Raw genomic sequence first — 21,239 nt, forward strand, 5'->3', positions numbered from 1 at the left:
CTCCCGAGGGGCTGCGTCAGACGCTCACGGTACCGCTGCATCGGGAGCTGGCGGCGGGTACGCTGCGGGCGATCTTCCGGCAGGCCTGCAGGTTCGTGCCGGAGGAGGACCTGGAGCCGTTGTTTTTCGGCGAGTGACGACGGGCGGGCGGGGGACGCACGTCCATCCCGCATCCGGGACGGACAATCCCGGGACCGCACAGGGTGGGCCGCCCGGCTTTCCGTTGGCCCCCTCCATACCGGACATTGCCGGGGATCCAGGGCGCTCAATGACTGGCACGCCCCTTGAAATACTGACTGGTTTCGCCGGTTCACCCCTGCCGGTTCGTTTCTTCAGCCCGGACGTTTTCCAGGGTAGGAGGCCTTGATGGACAACTTCTGGCAGGACCTGCGCTACGGGTGGCGCATGCTGCGCGCGCGGCCGGGGTTCGCGCTGGTCGCGGTGCTCACGCTGGCGCTCGGGATCGGGGCGAACACGGCAATTTTCAGCGCGGTGAACGCGCTCCTGCTCCGGCCGCTGCCGATCGAGGACCCGGACCGGTTGGTGTTCGGGATGGCGCTGCGCGAAGGGTTCGACCCGTTCGGGACGTCCCTGCTGGAGTACGACCTCTATCGCACCGAGAGCCGCTCGTTCGCGAACAGCGGGGTGGGGACGCCGCGCCTCTTCAACTTGGTCGGCTGGGGGGAGCCCGAGCGTCTTCGCGGGGCGACGGTGACCGCCTCGTACCTGGCGACGGTCGGGGTGAAGCCGGCGCTGGGGCGCGTGTTCGCCGACGAGGACGACCGGCCCGGCGGGCCGGCGGTGGCGCTGGTCGGCCACGAACTGTGGCAAAGGCGCCTGGGCGGGGACAGCTCGGTGCTCGGGCGGTCGCTGAACCTCGAGGGGCGCACCCACTCCATCGTGGGCGTGCTGCCGCCGGGGTTCGACATGCCATACTCGGCGGAGGTCTGGGTGCCGATGCAGGTCAGCATCGGCGCGCTGCCGATCGACCAGCGGGCGGCGACGGCCAACGAGTTCGTGGGGCGCCTGAAGCCGGGGGTGGCGCTCGCGCAGGCGGACGCCGAGCTGAAGGGGCTCGCCCGGCGGCTCGAGCAAGAGCATCCGCAGATCCGGCGCGGCTGGTCGTTCGGGATCATCCCGATCCGCCAGTTGCTGCTCGCCGACCTGGACGGGAGAACGCACCGCTCGCTGGTGGTCCTGGTCGTGGCGGTCGGGTTCCTGCTTCTCATCTGCTGCGCCAACGTGGCCGGGCTTCTCTTGGCGCGGGGCGTGGCGCGCGAGGGGGAGATCGCCGTCCGCCTGTCGCTGGGGGCGGGGCGCGGGCGGCTGGTCAGGCAGCTCCTCACCGAGAGCCTGCTCCTGGCGATGATCGGCGGCGCCGCCGGCGTCCTCCTGGCGTTCTGGATCCTGCCTGCCCTGACGACGCTCAACCCGGTGCGGGCCTTCGTTCTCATCCCGTATCTCAACGAATTCCGGATCGACGGGCCGGTGCTGCTCTTCTCACTGTCCCTCACGCTCGTGGCGGCGGGGATCTTCGGGCTGGTCCCGGCACTGCGGGCGGCCGGCTCGGCCGGCCTGATGGCCGTCCTGAAGCGCCGCGAGCAGCGCGCCGGCGCCGGGACGGCGGGCCGCCGCTCGCTCGGGACCCTGGTCGTCGCGGAGATGGCCATCGCCACGACCCTGCTGGTCGGCGGCGGCCTCGTGGTGCAGTCGTTCCAGAGGCTGCAGAGGGTCGAGCTCGGGTTCCGCCCGGACGGCGTCCTGACGATGGAGCTGCCGCTTTCCCCCGCGAAATACGACGGGCTCGCGCGGCAGGTCCAGTTCATGGACCAGGTGCTCGAGCGCGTCCGCTCGCTCCCCGGAGTCGGGTCTGCCGGGATGACGACCAACGTGCCGCTGCAGCGCGGCGTGACCCTCGACTCGGTCTTCGAGGTCGAAGGGCGCCCGCGCGCCAATCCGTCCGACGTGCCGGTCACCGCCCACCGCCTGGTCACTCCGGGCTACATGGAGACGATCGGCCTGACGCTCCTCAAGGGGCGCATGCTCGACGCGCGCGACCGCGACGGCGCCCTGCCCGTGGCCGTCGTCAGCGAGGAGCTGGTCCGCCAGTCGTGGCCGGGGGAGGACCCGATCGGCAAGCGCCTGCGCCGCATCAGGACGGGGGAGCGCGGCCCCTGGATGACCGTCGTCGGCGTCGTCAAGGACATCAAGGAGGACCGGTTCAATTTCCGCGGCGTCCGGCCGGTCTGGTACCTGCCGTACGCGCAGCAGGCGTTCCCCGTGCCGGTCAGCCTGCCGCTGAACCTGGTCGTGCGCGCCGGCGGCGATCCCGCTGGCAGGCCGGGCGGCGCCGCGGCGGGCGATCCGGCCGGGCTCGCGAACGCCGACCCGGCGAGCCTCGCAGCCGCCGTCCGCGCCGCGGTGCACGCCGTCGACGCCGACCAGCCGGTCGCGGGCGTCATGCCGATGCCCGAGTCGATCTCCGACGTCCTGATCGCCGAACGCTTCAGCGCCGTCCTGATGGGGACGCTCGCCGCCCTGGGCCTGTTGCTCGCGGCGCTCGGCCTCTACGGTGTCATGGCCTATTCGGTCGACCGGCGCACCGGGGAGATCGGCCTGCGCATGGCCCTCGGCGCCCGCCCGCGCGACGTGCTGCGCCTGGTCGTCGGTCAGGGGGTCTGGCTCGTCGGGATCGGTCTCGCTCTGGGGGTCGCCGGCGCGTGGGGGCTGACGCGCCTCATCGCGAGCGGCCTGTACCAGGTCGACGCGGCCGACCCGGCGACCTTCGCCGGAGTGGCGCTGCTGCTCGCCGCCGTCGCGCTCCTGGCCTGCTGGGTCCCGGCCCGCCGCGCCACGCGCATCGACCCGATGGCGGCGCTCCGGAGCGAGTAGCGCGAGGCGTGGACGCCTGCCCTGCAATCATCCGGACCGCTGCTCAATCCCGGTCCGCCTCCGTTACGATGAGCCGGATCGGGGCTCGGGACGCTTGGCCGCCCGTCTCAGAGCAGCCGGCGTGAAGGGGCGGCGTAGCACCTCGCCGTACCTCCGGATCCGGTCGGGACCGTCGCCGAGGTACCTCTCCATGAGGTCCATGCCGAGCCGATACGAACAGATGTAGGCGCCGTAGGTCCGGATGAACGGGACCAGGCTGCGCGCGTTGGCGGGGCTGACTCCGCCGCGGGTCATGAAGCGGATGATCTCCCGGGACGTCGCCCCTTCCTCCAGCGCTCGTCGCCCGGCCTCCATCGCCAGAGTGACCTCGTCTCGTCCGAGCCCGATCGCGGAGTCCACGGCCAGATAGGTCTCCACGTCCCTGCCGGATGCGCCGGTTTCGGTCGCGAAGATGCGCCGCAGGAATTCGCGGATGTCCGGCTCCGCCATGATCACGCGGAGCGCCATGCAGGCCGCCCCTTCGGCCACGACGGAGAGCGGCGAGGCCAGGACGAGCACGGCATGCTCCCGCCAGCCGTTCTCCCGCACCAGCACCTGCTCGCGCAGCGCCAGGAACGTATGGTGCCCCGGATAGGCCTCGTGAGCCATCGTCGCCAGAAGCCCCGCGGGGTGCTGCGGCCGATCGGCGTTGAGCTCGACGAGGCTGCGACCGCCCCCGAGATACCTGGAGTACGCGCCCCATGGCTTCCCGCGGACCAGGCGGAGGCGGACGCCCTCGTTCGGGGGAAGCGCGAAACAGGCATCCGTGCGGGCGCGCAGGAGCCGCAGACAGTCGAGGGCCACGCCCCACAGGCGCGAGGGCCGTACGGCACAGCGGCGATAGAAACGGCCCATCCTGTCGGCGATCCGTCCACGCCCCGGCAGAATCGTCTCGAGGCGGTCGTGCAGGACCCGGATTTCGGACGCGCGGAACGGGACGGGCTCCGCGTCGAGCTGGGTCGAGAGCAGCTCGGGCCACGCCAGGCGCTCGCCGGAGAGCCGGCGGAGTCCCGACTCGACGGCCACGATCTGCCGTTCCAGGAACTCGCGGCGCTCGGACACGGGCTCGGCCCTGACGGCGTCCCGCAGCGTCCCTGCCTGGCTCAGGAGGCGGGGGAGCGGCCTGGGTTTCCCTCGCCGCGCCTCCACCCGCCAGGCCGGCGGACCGAAATAGCAATCAATGAAGTGTCGATCGTGCCGCTCCACCGCCAGGACCAGCCGGACGTAATCGTCCGCGAGCGCATCGAGTCGAGAGCCTTTCCGGTTCGCCACGCGGTGCATACTACCCCGGACCTGTTGCATCACGGCATGACCAGCGCGCGCGACGCGGGTGGCAAGCCCACCGTTGCGCGGCGCGTCGGACGGACTCCCGAAAAAGACCGGGCCCCGGCTGTGGGGCCGGGGCCCGGCGTCGGCTTCAATCCTTGTTTCAGTCGCCGTGCGGCGGCTTGTCCTGCTCGGGCTTGTGTTCCCTGGGCCTTTCCTTTCTCTGGTCGCGCTGCCGATCCTCACGGCGCGGCCGCTCCTGGCGCTGTCTCTGCTCTTCCCGCGGAGACCGATCCCTGAGCTGTGGCTTCCTGTCCTCGCGCCGTTCCCGCACGACACGCCTGTCTCTGTCCCGGTCTCGCTCTCTCACGTCGGGCCTGTCCTGCCCCGTCCTGTCCGGCCGGTATTCGCGTGGCTGCTGGACGGAATCGCGGCGGTCACGATCGAAGGAACGATCGTGCTCCCGCATGGGCGCCCTTCCTTCCGGGCCGGACGAGGAGTCCCGCAAGCCGGGCCTGCGCTGGTCCTCTCGGTCCCTGGCCTCGGGCCTGCGGTACCGGCTCTCCCGCCGCGACTCGGTCGAGTCGCGCCGGTCATCCAGCCGGTCCGCCCTCGGGTCGGCCCGGCGATCGTCTCGCCAGTGGTCGCGGGCCGACTCGCGCGAGGGGAGCGGTCTTCCCTTCGGGATCGGCTCGGTGACGCGGAGCCCCCGCGAGGCGCGCCGGTCGACGCGGAACTGCGCGCGGTCGAAGTCCCTGTCCGGAGCTGCTTTCGCGACCTCCTCGATCCGGTAGCGCCGCACCTGGCGCCCGCTCGCTCTCTCGATCCATCGGACGTCCGGGCCGCGGTTCACGACGACGTTGTTCTCGATTCGGATGTTGTTGACGATCCGCGTGTTGTTGATGATCACGCTCCGCCGGTTGTCGCGGATGGCTGCCCCGCGGATGCGACGGGACGCGAAATCGCGCGACGACACGAAGACGAACTGGTCGTAGCGCGGCGAGCCGAACCGGAACGACACGCCGATGGAGTAACGTGGAGGCACCGGGCACCAGCCGATGTAGTCCGGTCCGGTGCGGAACACGACCCACGACGGCGCCCAGATGGTGCCGGGCACCCAGACCCAGCCGTAGTAGGGGTCGAGGTACCAGGTTCCATAGTGATAGGGAATCGATCCCCACCGATAGTCCGAGACCCAGGTCCACCCGTAGTCCGAATAGACCCACCGGCCGTCGTAGTAAGGATTCCAGTCGCGCTCGTAGTCGTACGGTTGCCAGACCCGCCCGTATTCGGCCGACACCAGCCACGATCCGTAGGGGCTGAGGTTGGAGTAGAAGAACCCGAAGGAGACGCTCGTCGACGCCTCGGCCCTGGTTGGAATCATCAGGCAGCCCGCAAGCAGAGCGACGAGGACGCCTGCCGACAGCCATCTCGATGACCTGACCATGTGAGTACCTCCCCATCTGCGGCCCGACGCTGCGTGCGCGCTTTGGGGCCGCGGGTGTTCCCTATGGCAATGTCCGTGCCACATGGCGTCGAATCGCCGCTAGTCGTTCAGCGCCACCAGTTCGGCCGCGCTTTCCGGCCCAGCCAGGATGCGAGGGCCCCGGCTGGTCTCGTCCACTCCCGGGGACGGTCGCGCCGATCGATCGTCTATTCTGGCGCGAGCAGCGCCCCCCCTGGATCGAAAAAGCCGGGCCCCGACTGTTCTGCCGAAGCCCGGCCGCGATCGGCGACTGCGATGGCGCGTCTTCAGCGGCGAGCGCCACCGCCGTCGTCGCTATCCTCTTGCGGAGGCTTGTCCTCCTCGGGCTTGTGCTCCTTCTCCTTCTGTTTCTTCTGTTCCTGCTTCTGCTTCCGTTCGTCCCGGGGAGGCCGCTTCTGCTTGGGCGGCTTCCTTGCCTCGTCCTGGTTCTGCTGATCCGGCGTGTCAACCGTCGGCCTGCCTCCCGGTCCGGAATCCCGCGGATGCAGCCATTCGTCGTGCTTCTTGTCTCGGTCTCGCTGGTCCGGCCGGTCCTGTCCTGGCCGCGCCTGTCCCGGCCGGTCCTGTTCCGGCCTGTCCTGCCGCGGGTTGCGCGGCCGGGCATCCGGTCGTCCCGGCTCTCGATCGGGACGATCCGGTGAACGCTCCGGCTCCTCCGACCTCGGCCGCGGACCTTCCGGACCGGATGCGGGGGCCCGCATCTCGGGTCCGCGCTGATCCTCAGGATCCATCTCGCGGTCCTTGTCCCGGTCCCTGACCTCCGGCCTGCCTGGCCGTCTGTCGTCCCGCCGCGATTCGGCCGCGTCGCGCGGGTCCACGCGGTCCTCGCGCCCGGACGCCTTCGGCCCGGAGGGCGTGTCCCTCGTCACCGGCTCGGTGGCGCGGAGCTCCCGCCCGCCTCGCCGATCGACCTTGAGCTGCTCGCGGTCGACCGTTCTGCCCGGCGCGACCTTCGCGACCTCTTCGATCCGGTAGCGCCGCACCTGGCGTCCGCTCGCCCTCTCGACCGTCGCGACGTCCGGGCCGCGGTTCACCACGATGTTGTTCTCGATCGTGATGTTGTTGACGATCTGCGTGTTGTTGATGATCGTGGTCCTCCGGTTGTCCGGGACGACCGCCGTCCGGATTCGCGGCGACAGGAAGTCGCGCGACGAGACGAACACGAACAGATCGCTGCGCGGCTCGTCGAAGCGGAACGAGGCGGTCACGGTGTAGCGCGGAGGCACCGGACACCAGCCGATGTAGTCCGGTCCGGTGCGGAACACGACCCACGATGGCGCCCACACAGTGCCCGGAACCCAGACCCACCCGTAGTTGGCGTCGACATACCAGGTCCCGTAGTGGTACGGGATCGCGCCCCACGAATAGTCCGAGACCCAGGTCCACCCGAAGTCGGTGTAGACCCACCGTCCGTCATAGTAGGGGTTCCAGCCGCGGTCGTACTCGTTCGGCTGCCAGACCCGCCCGTATTCGGCCGAGACCAGCCAGGATCCGTGCGGACTGAGGTTGGAATAGAACAAGTCGAACGAGACTCCGGTCGAGACGTCGCTCCTCGAAGAATATTCGTACTCGCCCGAAGACCCGACCGTGACACAGGCCGAAAGCAGCGCGGCCGTCACGATGACGCAGAGGACTCTCCATGATCGGATCATGAATACACCTCCCGATGTGCGGCCCGAAGCTGCGAGTGATCGCGATGATGGCGGCCGCAGGGAATTACTATGGCAATGTCCGTGCCACATCGCGTCGCGTCGACGCTAGTCGTTCATCGCCAACACTTCGCGCACACATGGCCATCGTGGAGCATCGGGTTGCGTGGACCCATCTCGTCCACTCGTGTGGACGCTCGTCCCGGAAGGTCGTCGGTTCCGGCGCGCTCGGCTGGAGCCGTCCTCATCCTGGCGGCTCATTCCTCGCGCAGGGCCACCATCGGATCCACGTTCAGCGCTCGCCGCGCCGGGATCCAGCAAGCCAGGAGCGCGACGAAAGTCAGCAGCCCGGCGGTCACGAGGAATGTCAGCGGGTCGGTGGCGCTGACGCCGAAGAGCAGGCTCTTCATCAGGCGCGTCAGCCCGAAAGCCGCCAGGAGGCCGAGTGCGATGCCGCCGAGCGTCATCGACATCCCCTGTCCGATGACCAGCCGCAACACGTCACCGGCCTGGGCGCCCAGCGCCACGCGGATGCCGATCTCGCGCGTGCGCTGCGCCACGCCGCAGGAGATCACCCCGAAGAGTCCCGTGCCGGCGAGCACCAGCGCCGCCCCCGCGAACACGGTCAGCAGCCACAGATTGAACCGTCGTGGAGCGACCGAGGCGGCCAGGTATTGCTCCATCGTGCGGATGCTCGAGGCCGGCACGTCCCGGTCGACCGCCTGGATCTCGCGGCGCGCCGCAGCCGACAGCGTCAACGGATCGACCGCCGTCCGGAGCAGCCAGTATTGATTGCCGGTCAACCAGACCACGGCATCCTCGTGGGCCTGATGCAGGGGCAGGTAGATGTGCGGCGCCGGCTCGACGTCGAGGCTCAGGTGCTGCACATCCCCGACCACGCCCACGATCTCGACCGGTCGGGGGCCTTGATCGTTGTCGTCGATCCGCAGATGCGCGCCGACCGGGTTCCCGTCCGGCCAGTACCGGTGGGCGAGCTTCTGGCTGATGAGCGCCACGCTGGGGGCCTGCGACGTGTCGCGCTCGTTGAATGCCCGTCCCGCGAGCAGCGGAATCCTGAGGGCGCGGAAATAGCCGGCGCTGACCATGCGGTAGTCCGCCCGCGGGGCTTCGTCCTGTGCCGTGGCGCGCCCCTCGATGGTGAAGGGAATGCTCGCCATCGTGCCGCTCAAAGGCAGCGCGGAGACGACCCCCACGGTTTCGACGCCGGGCAGGCTCTCCAGCCGCGGCCGCAGCCTGTCATGGAACGCGGCCGCGGCGGCGCGGTCGGGGTATCGCCCCTTCGGCAGGGAGAGCCGGACGACCAGGACGTTCTCCGCGTCGAAGCCGGGATGGACCCCCTGCAGCCGGAGGAAGCTCTTGACGAGCAGGCCCGCGCCGACCAGCAGCACCAGGGAGAGCGCGATTTCCGAGACGACCAGCAGGCCCCGCGCCCGGCTCTGCCGCGCGCCGCCCGCTCCGCCGCGCCCGCTTTCCTTGAGCTCGTCGTTGAGGCTCACGCGCGTGGCCTGCCAGGCCGGGGCCAGGCCGAAGATCAATCCGGCCAGGAGCGAAAGGGCCAGCGTGAAGCCCAGCACGCGGAAGTCCACGCCGACTTCGGCGGCGCGCGGCAGGTTCGCCGGGCTGAGCGCGAGCAGCAGGTCGATGCCATAGGAGGCCAGCAGAAGCCCGGCCGCGCCCCCCAGGCCGGCGAGCAGCAGGCTCTCGGTCGCCAGCTGCTGGACCAGGCGCCAGCGCGTGGCGCCCAGCGCGGTGCGGATGGCCATCTCCCGGTGCCGCGCCACGGCCCGCGCCAGCGCCAGGTTGGCCAGGTTCACGCAGGTGATCAAGAGCACCACCCCGACCGCTCCGAGCAGCACCCACAACGCGAGGCGGAAGCCGCCCACCACCTCCTCGTACAGCGGGCCGAGCGTCACCCCCACCTTCCGCGCATTGGCGACCGGATACTGCCGCCGGAGCCGCTGCGCCACGGCGGTCAAATCCGCCTCCGCCTGCTCGCGCGTGACCCCCGGCTTCAATCGCGCCAGCCCGCGCAGGAAATGCACCGACGTGCGCACGTCCCGCCACGGGTCGGCATCGGGAGCCAGCGGAATCGCCAGCTCGGCCTCCTTGATCGGAAAGAAGAACTGCGGCGGCAGGACCCCGACCACGGTGTAGCTGGCGCCATTGAGGGTCAGCGGCTTTCCCACCATCTGCGGATCGGCGCCGAAGCGCCGTTTCCAGAGGCCATCGCTCAAGACCACGACGCGCTCCTGCCCCGGCGTGTCATCGGCGGGCAGCAGAGCGCGACCGACCACGGCCTCGACCCCCAGCATCAGGAAGGCGTTGGCCGATATCCGCAGCCCCTGCAGGCGCTCGGGGTCGCCGCGATCGGTGAGATTGGCGCTCCAGTTGGCGAAGGCGGCGATCCCGTCCAGCCCCCGGTTCTGATCCCGATAGTCGATGAAATCCGGGAGCGTGAACGGGAACTGGCCCGGTTCGGGGCGGCGCACGGAGACCCACACCAGCTGCTCCGGATTCCGGAACGGCAGCTGGCGCAGCAGGATGGCGTTCACCAGGCTGAAGATCGCCGTGTTGCCGCCGATCCCCAGCGCGAGCGCCAGCGCCGCCACTCCCGTGAAGACCGGCTGCCTGAGCAGCGTGCGCAGGCCGTATCGCAGGTCCCGCCAGAGATCCCCGATCCAGTGTCTCCTGCCGGCCCCCGGCACGACGGGCTCCGCGGCCACCTGCCGCTCGACGCGTCGCAGCTCACGCGCCAGCCATCCGCCTTCGCTCAGCTCGGCGAGCGCGGCGCGCGAGGCGTCCGCTTGCGTCGCGCCTCCGGCCCGCAGTTCGTGATAGCGATCATCGAGATGCTGCGCCAGCTCCTCGACGATCTCCATCTCGCGCGTCGGCTCCAGCGTGAGCGTCGCCAGCCGCCGTCGGATGTCCTCGTTCCAGTCAGGCATGCTCAGTCAGGCCCATGCGGTCCCGTCGGCCCGGTCAGGCTCGTTCGGGCCGGGTGACGCGATGGATCGCCGCCACGAAGGACTCCCAGGTGCTGCGCTGCGCCGCGAGCACTTTCCTGCCTCGAGACGTCAATTTGTAATAGCGCCGCCGCCGCTGCCCGGGCCTTTCGACCCAGCGGCCTTCGATCCAGCCGCGCCCCGCGAGCCGGTAGAGGAGCGGATAGAGCGACGCGACATGGAATCTCAGGGCGCCGCCCGAACGCGCTTCGATCAGCTTGCCGATTTCATAGCCGTGCCGGGGCCTCGCCTCGAGGAGCGCAAGGATCATGAGCTCGGCGCTGCCCTTCTTCAATTCGCGGTCCATGATGCGGTGGTCGATATGTATCATAGCCACATATTACGCAGACAGGGATCCCGCGTCAAGTGGGTGGCTCGGTCCGTTCAGCCTCGTCCGGGGGGACGCCCGCGGGGCTTCGCGGCCCGCGGGGGCGCCGCGGAGGACTTGGACTGCCTGCGGAACCTCGCGGGGGGCGCGCCGAACGCGCGCTTGAAGGCCCGGTTGAACGCCGGCTCCGATTCGTAGCCCACCGCGGCCGCGACCTGGGCGACGCTCTGGCTGGTCGAGCCGAGCAGGCGCGCGCCGAGCTGCAGGCGCCAGCCCGTCAGGTAGGTCATGGGCGGGGCCTTCATGAAATGGCGGAACCGCTCGGCCAGCACCGAGCGGGAGACCCCCGATTCCTTCGCGAGGGCCGCCAGCGTCCACGGGTGCGCCGGTCGCCGGTGCATCAACGCGAGCGCCTTGCCGACCTCGGGGTCGCGGGCCCCCGCGAGCCATCCGGCCCTCCCTTCGGGCCACTGCGCGACGTAGCGCCGCAGCGTCTCCACGAACAGGACCTCCGACAGCTTCGCGAGGACCGCCTCTCCGCCGGGCCGCGCCCCTCCGGCCTCGTCCACCGAGAACCGGATCGACTGCTCGATGAAGCGGCCGGACGCGTCGTCCCTGATGTTGACCTTGAACATCGGGGGCAATCCCGCCAGCACGAGCCGGCTCATCCGCGGGTCGCAGGCCATGTACCCGCAGACGAACCGCGTCACCTCTCCGCCGCCCCCCTGGCGGGAGAGCTTGAGCCCCTGGGAAAACATGCGCTGGAGCTCCTTCCCGTTGTCCTGTCTGCTGGCCGGCGAGCCGTTCTCCATGACGTGCGGATCGCCATGGGGAAAGACCACGATGTCGCCCGCCACCAGCGGCGTCCGCTCTCCGTGTTCCACCATCGCGATGCCGCGGCCCTCGGTCAAGAGATGGAAGATGATCACGTGCGCCCCCGCCGGCGAGAGGTAGGGGGCCATCTCGTGCGAGGGCGGCTCGCGGAATCCCCACGGGGCCGAGAACTCGGCGTTGTAGAACATCGCCCCTTCGAGCGTCACGATCTTCAGGACTTCCGACAGGATATCCACGGGGTCCCTCTTCGCGGCATGCGACGCCCGGACAACTCCGCCGGACTCCCGGGCAAATGACGCACATGCTACCGCGTCGCGGGCAAGAGAACCAGACGCCCGGGCAATGCAATCCCCGCACTCGTGCGGCATAGTCATCGCCGATGACCGGGTGGACATCCACCCGGCCCAGGCCGGTCAACCGGACAGGAGGAATGACAATGAGCGAGCACTATCACGACGCCGCGGACCTTCGTCTCTTGAGGGACATGCGCAAGCTGGCCCCGGCGGAGTTCGAGGCCTGGATCGGCCTCGACAACATCGTCGGGCGCGCCGACGGGGCGATCCCGAAGAAGCACCGCGAGCTGATCGCGCTGGCGGTCGCCTGCACGACCCAGTGCCCGTACTGCATCGAGGTCCACGCCAAGGCCGCCCGGTCCGCCGGCGCGACCCGCGAGGAGATCGTCGAGTCCGCCTTCCTCGCGGCGGCGTTGCGGGCCGGAGGCGCCGCGACCCACGGCGCGATGGCGCTGAAATTCTTCGACCAGCAGTGATCGCCGAGCCATGAACCCCGCGAAGTCGCGGTCAGGCGCCGCCCGGTCGCCCCCCCGGCACGCTTGCGCCGCGTGGTATCGCGGCGCTATTCTGGCGCCACGCCCCACCCGATGCGGGCCGACGGCGGACGCATGAGACATCGACCGACACTCGCGGTCCTCGCGCACGTGCCCATCGCGCTTGCGATTCTCGCGCTCGCAGCCGGCGCGCCCGGCACCGGATCAGCCATCGCCGACCCGGCGTCGACGCCCCCGGAGCTGGAGAGCCTGCGCCAGGGCAGGGAAGCGGACAGGCGATTCACCGCGCAGATTGAAGCGATGGATCCCGAGGCGGCGGAGCTGTTCAGGCAGGCGAACGCGGCGCGCGAACGGGCGGACCATGCCCGGGCGAAAGCGCTCTACGAGCAGGTGGTCGGCATGGTGCCGTCCTTCGTGCATGCGCTGCGACGGCAATGCCACGAGGAGCTGGCGCTCGGGAACAGGGAGATGGCCGTGGCCCTGTGCAGACAGGCCGTCCGGCAGCAGGAGTCCGCCGACAACCTGGCCGCGCTGGCGCTCGCGCTCATCAAGGGCACGGAGACCTTCCCGAGCCGCATGCCCGACAAGCTGGAGGCCGTGCGCGTGGCGACGCGCGCGGCGGAGCTGGAGCCCGACAACATCTTCGCCGCGACGACGCTGTGCATGGTGGCGCTCGACAGAGAGGATGGCACCCTCTTCGGGCAATGCCTCCGGAACCTGGAGGCCCGCTATCCTTCCGATGGCGAGACCCATTACTTCGCGATGATTCAGGCCGCCGAGGAGGGGCGCTTCGACGAGGCCATGAGCCACCTCGCGCAGGCCCGCGACTCCGGTCTGCTCGACGGCGCGCAATACCAGGCGAGCTTGAAATACCTGAACGAGAGGCGGCGGTCACCCTGGCACATCGCGTCGCTCCTGCTGCCCTTCGGCGGCATCTGGCTGGGGCTCCTCGGGGTGCTGCTCGTCGCGGGCTACCTTCTCAGTCGCCTGGCGCTGCGCGCCTCCGCGCAGGTCCCGTCCGCCGGCGAGGGGGCAGTGACCGGCATGGACGCATGGCTCCGCCGCGTCTACCGGGGCGTCCTCTGGCTGTGCTGCGGCTATTACTATGTGTCCATCCCGATCGTCGTCCTGCTCGTCCTGGGGGTGTGCGCCGGGACGATCTACGCCTTCCTCTGGCTCGGCCGGATTCCGGTCCAGCTGTTCGTCGTCCTGTTGCTGGTCACCTTCTACACGCTCGCGGCCGTCGCCCGGAGCCTGTTCGTTCGCGGCGTGGACCAGGAGCCGGGCGAGCGCCTCGATCTGGATCGGTATCCGCGGCTCCGGGCGATCCTCGAGGAGGTGGCGCAGAGGGTCGGGACCCGCCCCGTGGACAGCGTGTACCTGACGCCGGGCGCGCAGGTGGCGGTCATGGAGCGGGGGAGAAGCCTCCGTGCCCTCGCCTGGGGCCGCGCGGAGCGCTGCCTGATCCTCGGCGTGGCCGCCCTCGACGGCTTGCGCCTCGGACCGCTCAAGGCGGTCCTCGCCCACGAGTACGGGCACTTCTCGAACCGCGACACGGCGGGCGGAGAATTCGCCCTGGCCGTTCGCCGGTCCCTCTGGACGATGGGGCAGGGGATCGCCGCCGGCGGGGCGGCCACCTGGTACAACCCCGCCTGGATCTTCGTGAACGGCTTCCACCGCGTCTTCCTGCGCATCTCCCAGGGGGCGTCACGGCTCCAGGAGGTGCTGGCCGACCGCTGGGCCGCCCTCAGCTACGGCTCGCGGGCCTTCGAGGAGGGGCTGCGGCACGTCGTGGCCCGCGGCGTGCGCTTCGGCGCCCATGCCAACGCGACCCTCGACGAGGTGATCAACGCGAAACGGCCGCTCGAGAACCTCTACTCCTACAAGCCCGAGCGCCCGCCGATCGAGCGCGGCGTCGAGGTGAGCGTCCGGGAAGCGCTCGAGGCGAAGCCTTCCCCGTACGACAGCCATCCGTCTCCGGTCGATCGGTTCGCCTGGGTGCAGGCGATGAACGCGCCGGGAACCGGAGCCTCGGCGGAGGATGAGGCCGAAGCCTGGGTCCTCTTCCCCGACCGCGATGCGATCGAGCGTGCCATGACCGCCGTCGTCCGCCGGAACGTCGCCCAGGTCAATGGCATCGAGATCGGCGCTACCGTCGATCGTCCACCGCGCTGACGGCCGCCGACCACGGGCAGTACGAGCCGACAGTCCCCAGCCAGTAGGCCTTGTTCGCCTCGATGTGGGAGGGCAGGCCGTCGCACAGCTCGATGGCGGCGTCGGCGAAGGAGACGTTCTGCGGATCGACGTGCCAGGTCCACTGCGGGTCGGAGGTCTGGCCGTCGAGGAGGGTGCCGAACACCGGGATCTGGCGCGCGCCGGTCGAGAGAAGCTCCTTCGCGCGGTCGATGAAGGGGCCGTTCGTGATCCAGGCGGTCAGCGATTCGTTGACGATGCGGAAGGTGATGTACGCGCCGCCGGTCTGCACGCCTCCCGGGCACGCGGCTGGAAGCGTCGCGTCGAGGAGGTCCCTAGGGTCGGGCGAGCCGCTGCCGTCGCCGAACGTGCCGTCGGCGCAGGCGTTCTCGGCGCGCACGAGGTAGTAGGTCGCCGACCCGGCCGGCGGGTCGGGGCGCGCGTCGGTGAGGGACGTCGCGGCGAGGCCGCGGGCCAAGGTGCACGCCGAGGCGAATCCGCCGTCCGGCCTGAGGGCCCTCGCGTCGCCCGTCACGACCGTGTAGGCGGTGGCCGGACCGGCGGTCGCCGCCTGGGTATCCCAGATCAGATCGGCCGGAGCGCCCCCCGCCGCGCGCAGCCGCGGGACCTCGAACGGCCTCGCGAAGGCCCCCGCATCCGAAGGGGCGCAGTCGCAGCGGTCGTCGGCCCGGTCGCCGTCGGCGTCCGGGAAGGCGCCGGCCTTGGGACCGAGCCGGTAGATCGCCCCGGAATTCAGGGCCACGACGTACAGCTTGCCGTCCGGGCCGTTCTCGAGGTCGGTGATCACCGGGAAGCCGCTCCCGAACAGGATCTCGGCCATCTCGTCCGAGCAGACCGCGCCGGCGTTGTTCGCCACGGTGTCCTGCAGGGCCGGCGAAGAGAACGTCAGGGCGTCGCGCGCGGCGTTCGGCCTGAAGCGGTAGAGCTGGCCGCAGTTGTTGTCCCCCACGAGCAGCGTGTGCAGCTGGCCGCAGCCGAGGATCGGGCTCGAGGGAAACACCGGGGCGGTCGGCGCGACCGGGACGTTCCACGAAAACTCGGGATCGCTGTAAGCCGACCCGGGAGCGACCCAGAGATCGGCCTGGCCCTGCGGATCGTCCACGTCCCGCCCCATGATCTGGTTCCAGCCGCTGTTGAAGCCGGGGGTGACCCGGTTCACCTCATCGAAGACGTTCGGCCCGTTCTCGGTGTCCCACAGGTCGCCGGTGAGCGGATCGAACGTCAGGCCGAAGGAGTTGCGCACGCCGTAGGCGAAGTACCGGTTCATCGGGTCGGACGGGTTGAGGGCGTTGTAGAACGGGTTGCCCGCGAGCCCCGCGCCGTTCGTGTCCACGCGGAAGATCACCCCGCTGTCGTCGGGATCGGGGCCGGTCGGAATGTTCTGCAGCTTGCCGTTCCGGTTCAGGTCGCCGATGACGACGTACAGGGCGCCGTCCGGTCCGAAGGCGATGACGCCGCCGTTGTGGTTCGGCCCCGACGTGACCGGCAGGTTCAGGATGAGCACCGGGTTGACCAGGGCGGTCCCGTTCCAGGTGTAGCGGTAGACGCGGTTCCCCAGGGGAATGGACGTGCTGGACGAGGTGTCCGCCCCGGTGGAGCTCTCCGTGTAATAAAGATAGACCTGGCGGTTGAGGACGAAATCGGGATCGACGGCGATGCCGAGCAGCCCCCGCTCGCTCAGGAAATGCACCGCCACATCGAGCACGAACCCGGGTTGCAGGACGCCCCCCACGATCCGCCGCACCTGCCCGTTCGCCTTCTGCAGCACCAGGATGTCGTCGTCGCCGATGAAGGCCATGCTCGTCGGCTGGGTCAGGCCGGTGGCGACGGTCTCGACCTGGAGCCCCGGGTCGTTGACCGTTTGCGCCTCGGCGGGGAAGACCGCCAGGACGGCTCCCGACAGAACGGCGACCGCCAGCACGGCGACCGGAAGGACGCCCGCGCCCGACACCGCGCGCGCGGAGGACATGTGCAGGCCTGGGGTCATGTAAGGACTATACGAGCGATCGTGCGGGGCGACAACAATTTGATTCGGGCTTTTGCTCCGACCTCCCGACCCCCCGGGGAGCCGGCGCGCCGGAAGGTTCGGACCCGGCGGCAGGATTCGGCGGCGGTTGACGGCGCCGCCATTTGGCACTATCATATATGCCAAATGGCATCCACCCACGCAAGAGAAGCCCGGAAGCTGGCGATGCTGCTGGGCGGCCGCAAGACCCTGGCGCACGCGGTCAGCGAGCCGGGAGATTTCCAGGACGCCATTCGCAAGGGGTTGCCATTCGGCACGTTCGAGGTCCTCATGCGCGTGCTTGGAATCCGCGCGCTGGATCTCGCGCGGCTCCTGGGTCTGGCGGCGCGGACGCTGGCCCGGAGAAAGTCCGGCGGCGAGCTGTCGCCCGCCGAATCGGATCGCCTCTATCGCATCGCGCGCCTCGCCCTGACGGCCGCCGAGGTGCTGGGGACCCCCGAGAAGGCCCGGGAGTGGCTGCATCGGAGGAACCGAGCGCTGGGGGGAATCACGCCGATCAGTTGTCTTGACACGGCTGTCGGTGAGCGGCAGGTCGAGGACCTGCTGGGGCGGATCGAGCATGGGATCTCCAGCTAGTGCGGGTCTGGCGAATCTGCCGTAAGGCGCATGCCGCCGACCCGCTCGGCGGGCGCGGTGGTCTGTACGCCCCAGGCCGATGGCACCAGCAGGGTGTCCGGATCGTCTACACCTCCGCTACCCTGTCGCTCGCGGCCCTCGAGCTGCTGGTCCACGTCGATCGGGACCTTCTGCCGTCCGATCTCGTCCAGATTGAAATCGACCTGCCGGACGACCTGCCGATGGAGCAGATCAAGGCGGGCAGGCTCCCTTCCGGCTGGAGGCGCTACCCGGCGCCTGCCGCGCTCCAGCGGATGGGCGCGGCCTTCATCGAGCGCGGGAAGACTGCCGTCCTCCGCGTTCCGTCCGCCGTCATCCCCGACGAGGACAACCTTCTGCTCAACTCCGCGCACCCGGCCATCGAACGGCTCAAGATCGCCGGCCGGCGGGCGTTCGTCCTGGATCCCCGGCTGGGAAAATAGGGAACTTTCAGGGGCTGGGCCTGTCCAATCCTCCGAGCCCGAGAATCGGGCCCCTATGGAGGTGGACGACCATGACCCGGATTGGCACCAGGTTCCCCATGACGCTTTTCGCCGCCGCCCTGTTCCTCGCGGCGGCGCTCCTTCCCGCCGGCGACGCTCTCGCCGTCGAACGCGGCGGGTACTCGATGGAAATCCTGATTGGCGGGAGGCCGGTTGACGAGTACGCCGCGCGGGGGACGACCTACGTCGAGGCCCTGAGGAGACGCGAGTACTCCGTGCGGCTGCGCAACCGGACCGCCGAGCGGATCGCCATCGCCCTCTCGGTCGACGGCCTCAACTCGATCGACGCCCGGACCACCACGGCCAGGGACGCCCGGAAATGGATCCTCGGCCCGTACGAGACGATCACCCTCGACGGCTGGCAGGTCTCCTCGGACACGGCCCGGAGGTTCTTCTTCACGACCGAGGACAAGTCGTACGGAAACTGGCTCGGGAAGACGAAGAATCTCGGCCTGGTCGCCGCGGCCGTGTTCCGCGAGAAGCGGCCGCCGATCTCGATCTACGGCGTCCCGCGCTACAACGAGCCGCGCTATGGCGACTCGCGCCTCCAGCGTGGGGAGGGCAGGTCCCGGGGGGATGAATCGAACAGCGCTCCGGCCCCGGCGGAACCGTCGGCCCCCATGGCCGATCCTAATCCCACGGGGGACACGGCGGGCTCGGTGATGGGGGGCATCGCCCAGCCGAAGAAGTCCGACGATCTCGCGGCGACCGGCATAGGGGAGGAGACCAGCCACCCGGTCCAGCAGGTCTACTTCGACTCCGAGGATGCACCGACAACCGTCCTCGAGCTGCGCTACGAGTATCGCGACAGCCTGGTCCGCCTGGGCGTCCTGCCGCCGTTCGACCCGTACGGAGACACGCTGTCACGGCGGGAGAGGGCGCGCGGGTTTGACGATTCGGGTTTCTCCCCGGATCCGTTTCGCCGACGGAATCGGTGAGGAGGCGCGCGCCCTCCCCGTGGACTGTACCGGCCCGGGGCGGCGGCCGATGAGGACGAGGGTGGTTTCCGCGTACGGCTGGGAGACTTCCTGAGTCTCCGGGTCGTACGCGGTCGTCGCGACAAAGGAATACGACGGACCGGGGCGGAAGAGACCGGACGATGGAATCAGGGTAGCTGACCACGGGGTGTCTCCGCTGCATGCCACCGGAATCGTGGAGGTGCCCTGCGTATCCCCGGCGAGGTCCTGGAACGCCGCGACGAAGAGGTCGAAGGTGATCGGCCGCGAGCAGATTGCCCTGCCACTGACCGTGGCGGTGCCGCGACGGACGTCCACCGTGCCCCGGGGATCGAGAGTGACCTGGACCTGGAGCGGGACCAGGCCGCGGACCGAGAAGACCAGGTTCCCCCCCGGGAAATAGGCGTTGAGAGAGCCGATCATGAAGTAGTAGGTCGTCCCCGCGAAAGCCGTGAACGAAATGCGGGGCAGCTCTCCATCGAGGGAATTGTCACAGGCGATCGGCCGGAGCGAGCCGCGAGCGCCGGTGAGTGCCGCCAGAGTCGGGCGGAAGTCGCTGCCGATCGTGTCGGCGACGATCCGCACGTCCGTCGAGGGCGTGAACGCATACCATACCGTATACGCCGCGTAGGTGCACGGCAGGTACGGGAAGGACGGATCGTCGGGCGCCGTCGTGGCGCGCAGCGTGTTCACGCTGTCGCCGAACGGCAGGGCCCCGATCGCCGTCGCGGCGTCGAAGTCGTCGTTCTGCGGCACAGGGGGAGCGACCCAGGCCGAAATGGTGAGCGGCACTCCCGGCTGGGAGATCCCGGCCATGAGGTAATAGGTCACGCCCGCGCTCGCTGGAAAAGTGATCATGCCCTGGGACAGGCACGCCAGCCGGGTCAAGGCGCCGCGCGGGCCGGTGAAGGCGCCCAGCGTGACGTACGGCGTGCCGCTGCCGGCGCTGTCGACGTTCACCGTCACGTCCTCTGACGGTGTGAAGGAGTACCAGACGGTCGCCGCGCCGGAGTACCCGCAGTCCGGATCGTCGGGCGCGCGCGTCGCCCAGAACCGATCGAGGGTGGCGGTGGACGGCAGATCGCCCAGAGGGGCCGCGTGGTCGAGGTCGTCGTTGGCGGCGTACACGGTGAAATCGGTCGCCATCGCGTCGAGGGCACCCAGAGAATCCTCCGCCTCGAACGTCACCCGGCTCGGGCCGAGCTGTCCGGGCCCGGGGGTCCATTCCAGCCGCCCCGTCCCTTCCCCCTCCTCCGTGAACACGGCGCCGTCCTGAAGTCCGGTGGCGCGCAGGATGGGCGGGAGGCCCTCGGCCGTGAACCCGGCGACCGGCACCATCAGGCGCTCGCCCGAGCGGGTCTCGATCCGGCCTGGGGCCCGCATCCAGACGAGAGGATCGGCATTGAACCGGACCTCTCCGCGCAGGGAGGCCTGGCCGCCGCAGTACTGTTCGAAGGAAGCCCAGAATGATCGGATGTAGCCGAATGGCCCGTAGTCGGCCTGATGGACCTCGAACCTGCCGGTCCCCGCGCTGCATCCGTGGCCGGACCCCGAAATGGACATTCCGGCCTGCCCGGGTCCCTGAAAGTAGACCCCCGCCACGTTCTCGTAGACACCTGGATCCGGCAGGCGTCCGTCGGGGCCCGCGAACTGCAGTTGCCAGTTGATGCGACTGGACCGGAAAGAGAGGACGGCGATCGAGAGCGGAGTATTGCTGAAGACGAGGGTCCGGCCGATCATCTCGGCGTCCGCGGTCGTGTAGATGAATCGGCTTCCACCGGTGACGGGATCTCCCGGGGTGCTCTCGATCACCAGGGACGTGACGCCGCCGACGCGGATTCGGGTGGTCGCCGCGGCGGCCTGGATCCCGTCGGCGCGGAAGGGCACGTCGTATTGGCCCGCCTGGAGGTAAGTCGGGGTCCAGGACAGATTCGCCGAGCCGTCGCGCATGTCCGTGAACTCCGCGCCAACCGGCAGGCCGGTCGCGGTGAGGTTGGGAGGGGCGGAGGAGAATCCGTCCGTGCCCACCGATACGGTCAGCGGGCGCGTGCGCTCGACGTCGGCGGTGATCGGGACGCTCACCGCCGGGACCGTCTCCACGTTGAACCGGACCTCCCCCCGCTTTTCGCCGGAGAACAGCTCGCAGCTCTGCTCGAAGGTGGCCCAGAAGGAGGTGAGCGCGCCTCCGCTCACCGTCATCTGCCTGATCTCGAACGCGCCGGTCAACCTGTCGCAGTCGAGGCTGCCCCCGCTGATCCACAGACCGGGCTGGCCGGGCCAGCGATATCCCGCGCGCGCGGCTTCGTAGTACACGCCGGGAGCGAGCGACTGGCCGTCCGGCGGCCTGAATTCCAGCCACCAGGACGGCTGGAGGAGATCGTTCGGCCTGAAGGTGATGATCACGCCACCCGATCCGCCTCCGCCGGTGAATCGCCCCTCCGTGGGAGTCAGCAGGAACGATCGATCGGCATTGACGTAGTCCCGGGAGTGCGTCTCCAGGCGGATGGACGTCTCGGCGGCTTCGGCTGTCCAGGCGGCCGCCGTCCCGATCGCCATGGCCAGCACACAGACTCCGACCGAAGTCGCGCCCCAACGGTGCACCAGGGTCATGAGGGTCCTCCGCGTGGTGGCCAGGAATCTAC

At 69.8% G+C, this 21,239-nt stretch carries 14 protein-coding genes; 6 read left to right on the forward strand and 8 right to left on the reverse strand.

Going from position 1 to position 21,239, the window contains the following annotated elements; all coding sequences use genetic code 11:
• Positions 1-366: 366 nt before the first annotated feature.
• A complete protein-coding gene (locus tag VGV60_07385; protein ID HEV8701078.1) occupies positions 367-2,892 on the forward strand; it encodes an ABC transporter permease in 2,526 nt (841 codons plus the stop codon).
• A 63-nt stretch (positions 2,893-2,955) separates the two neighbouring features.
• Here VGV60_07385 and VGV60_07390 read toward each other — a convergent pair whose 3' ends face one another.
• The 6 genes from VGV60_07390 to VGV60_07415 form a co-directional block, all read right to left on the reverse strand.
• Positions 2,956-4,203, reverse strand: coding sequence for a hypothetical protein (locus VGV60_07390; protein ID HEV8701079.1), 1,248 nt, complete (start codon positions 4,201-4,203; stop codon positions 2,956-2,958).
• A gap of 157 nt (positions 4,204-4,360) precedes the next feature.
• Entirely contained in the window at positions 4,361-5,644 is a 1,284-nt protein-coding gene (locus VGV60_07395) for a DUF6600 domain-containing protein (protein HEV8701080.1), read from the reverse strand.
• A 305-nt stretch (positions 5,645-5,949) separates the two neighbouring features.
• Positions 5,950-7,335, reverse strand: a complete 1,386-nt coding sequence (locus tag VGV60_07400; GenBank protein ID HEV8701081.1) for a DUF6600 domain-containing protein — start codon at positions 7,333-7,335, stop codon at positions 5,950-5,952.
• A gap of 254 nt (positions 7,336-7,589) precedes the next feature.
• Positions 7,590-10,298, reverse strand: coding sequence for an ABC transporter permease (locus VGV60_07405; GenBank protein ID HEV8701082.1), 2,709 nt, complete (start codon positions 10,296-10,298; stop codon positions 7,590-7,592).
• A gap of 34 nt (positions 10,299-10,332) precedes the next feature.
• Positions 10,333-10,662, reverse strand: a complete 330-nt coding sequence (locus VGV60_07410) for a PadR family transcriptional regulator (protein HEV8701083.1) — start codon at positions 10,660-10,662, stop codon at positions 10,333-10,335.
• Between the two features lie 77 nt (positions 10,663-10,739).
• Positions 10,740-11,753 carry an AraC family transcriptional regulator gene (locus VGV60_07415; GenBank protein HEV8701084.1) on the reverse strand — a complete coding sequence of 338 codons (1,014 nt, stop codon included), beginning with the start codon at positions 11,751-11,753 and terminating at the stop codon, positions 10,740-10,742.
• A 200-nt stretch (positions 11,754-11,953) separates the two neighbouring features.
• On the opposite strand from VGV60_07415, the gene VGV60_07420 reads away from it, so the two are divergent.
• Entirely contained in the window at positions 11,954-12,286 is a 333-nt protein-coding gene (locus tag VGV60_07420) for a carboxymuconolactone decarboxylase family protein (GenBank protein ID HEV8701085.1), read from the forward strand.
• Positions 12,287-12,418: 132 nt separating this feature from the next.
• Entirely contained in the window at positions 12,419-14,479 is a 2,061-nt protein-coding gene (locus tag VGV60_07425) for a M48 family metallopeptidase (GenBank protein HEV8701086.1), read from the forward strand.
• On the opposite strand, the gene VGV60_07430 is transcribed toward VGV60_07425, so the two are convergent.
• Positions 14,454-16,505, reverse strand: a complete 2,052-nt coding sequence (locus VGV60_07430) for a PQQ-dependent sugar dehydrogenase (GenBank protein HEV8701087.1) — start codon at positions 16,503-16,505, stop codon at positions 14,454-14,456. The genes VGV60_07425 and VGV60_07430 overlap by 26 nt on opposite strands.
• A gap of 165 nt (positions 16,506-16,670) precedes the next feature.
• Here VGV60_07430 and VGV60_07435 point away from each other — a divergent pair, with 165 nt between their 5' ends.
• The 3 genes from VGV60_07435 (at position 16,671) to VGV60_07445 (ending at position 18,579) form a co-directional block, all read left to right on the forward strand.
• Positions 16,671-17,120, forward strand: coding sequence for an antitoxin Xre/MbcA/ParS toxin-binding domain-containing protein (locus VGV60_07435; protein ID HEV8701088.1), 450 nt, complete (start codon positions 16,671-16,673; stop codon positions 17,118-17,120).
• Positions 17,120-17,581: an RES family NAD+ phosphorylase gene (locus VGV60_07440; GenBank protein HEV8701089.1), complete on the forward strand. Its 462-nt coding sequence runs from the start codon at positions 17,120-17,122 to the stop codon at positions 17,579-17,581. Before VGV60_07435 ends, VGV60_07440 begins: the two co-directional genes overlap by 1 nt.
• A gap of 71 nt (positions 17,582-17,652) precedes the next feature.
• The gene (locus tag VGV60_07445) at positions 17,653-18,579 is read left to right on the forward strand and encodes a hypothetical protein (protein HEV8701090.1); all 927 of its coding nucleotides are present in this window, start codon (positions 17,653-17,655) and stop codon (positions 18,577-18,579) included.
• Here VGV60_07445 and VGV60_07450 read toward each other — a convergent pair.
• The gene (locus VGV60_07450; GenBank protein ID HEV8701091.1) at positions 18,505-21,207 is read right to left on the reverse strand and encodes a hypothetical protein; all 2,703 of its coding nucleotides are present in this window, start codon (positions 21,205-21,207) and stop codon (positions 18,505-18,507) included. The two genes, VGV60_07445 and VGV60_07450, sit on opposite strands and share 75 nt — an antisense overlap.
• Positions 21,208-21,239: the final 32 nt, after the last annotated feature.

The organism is Candidatus Polarisedimenticolia bacterium (assembly GCA_036001465.1).
Lineage (GTDB): Bacteria > Acidobacteriota > Polarisedimenticolia > Gp22-AA2 > Gp22-AA2 > Gp22-AA3.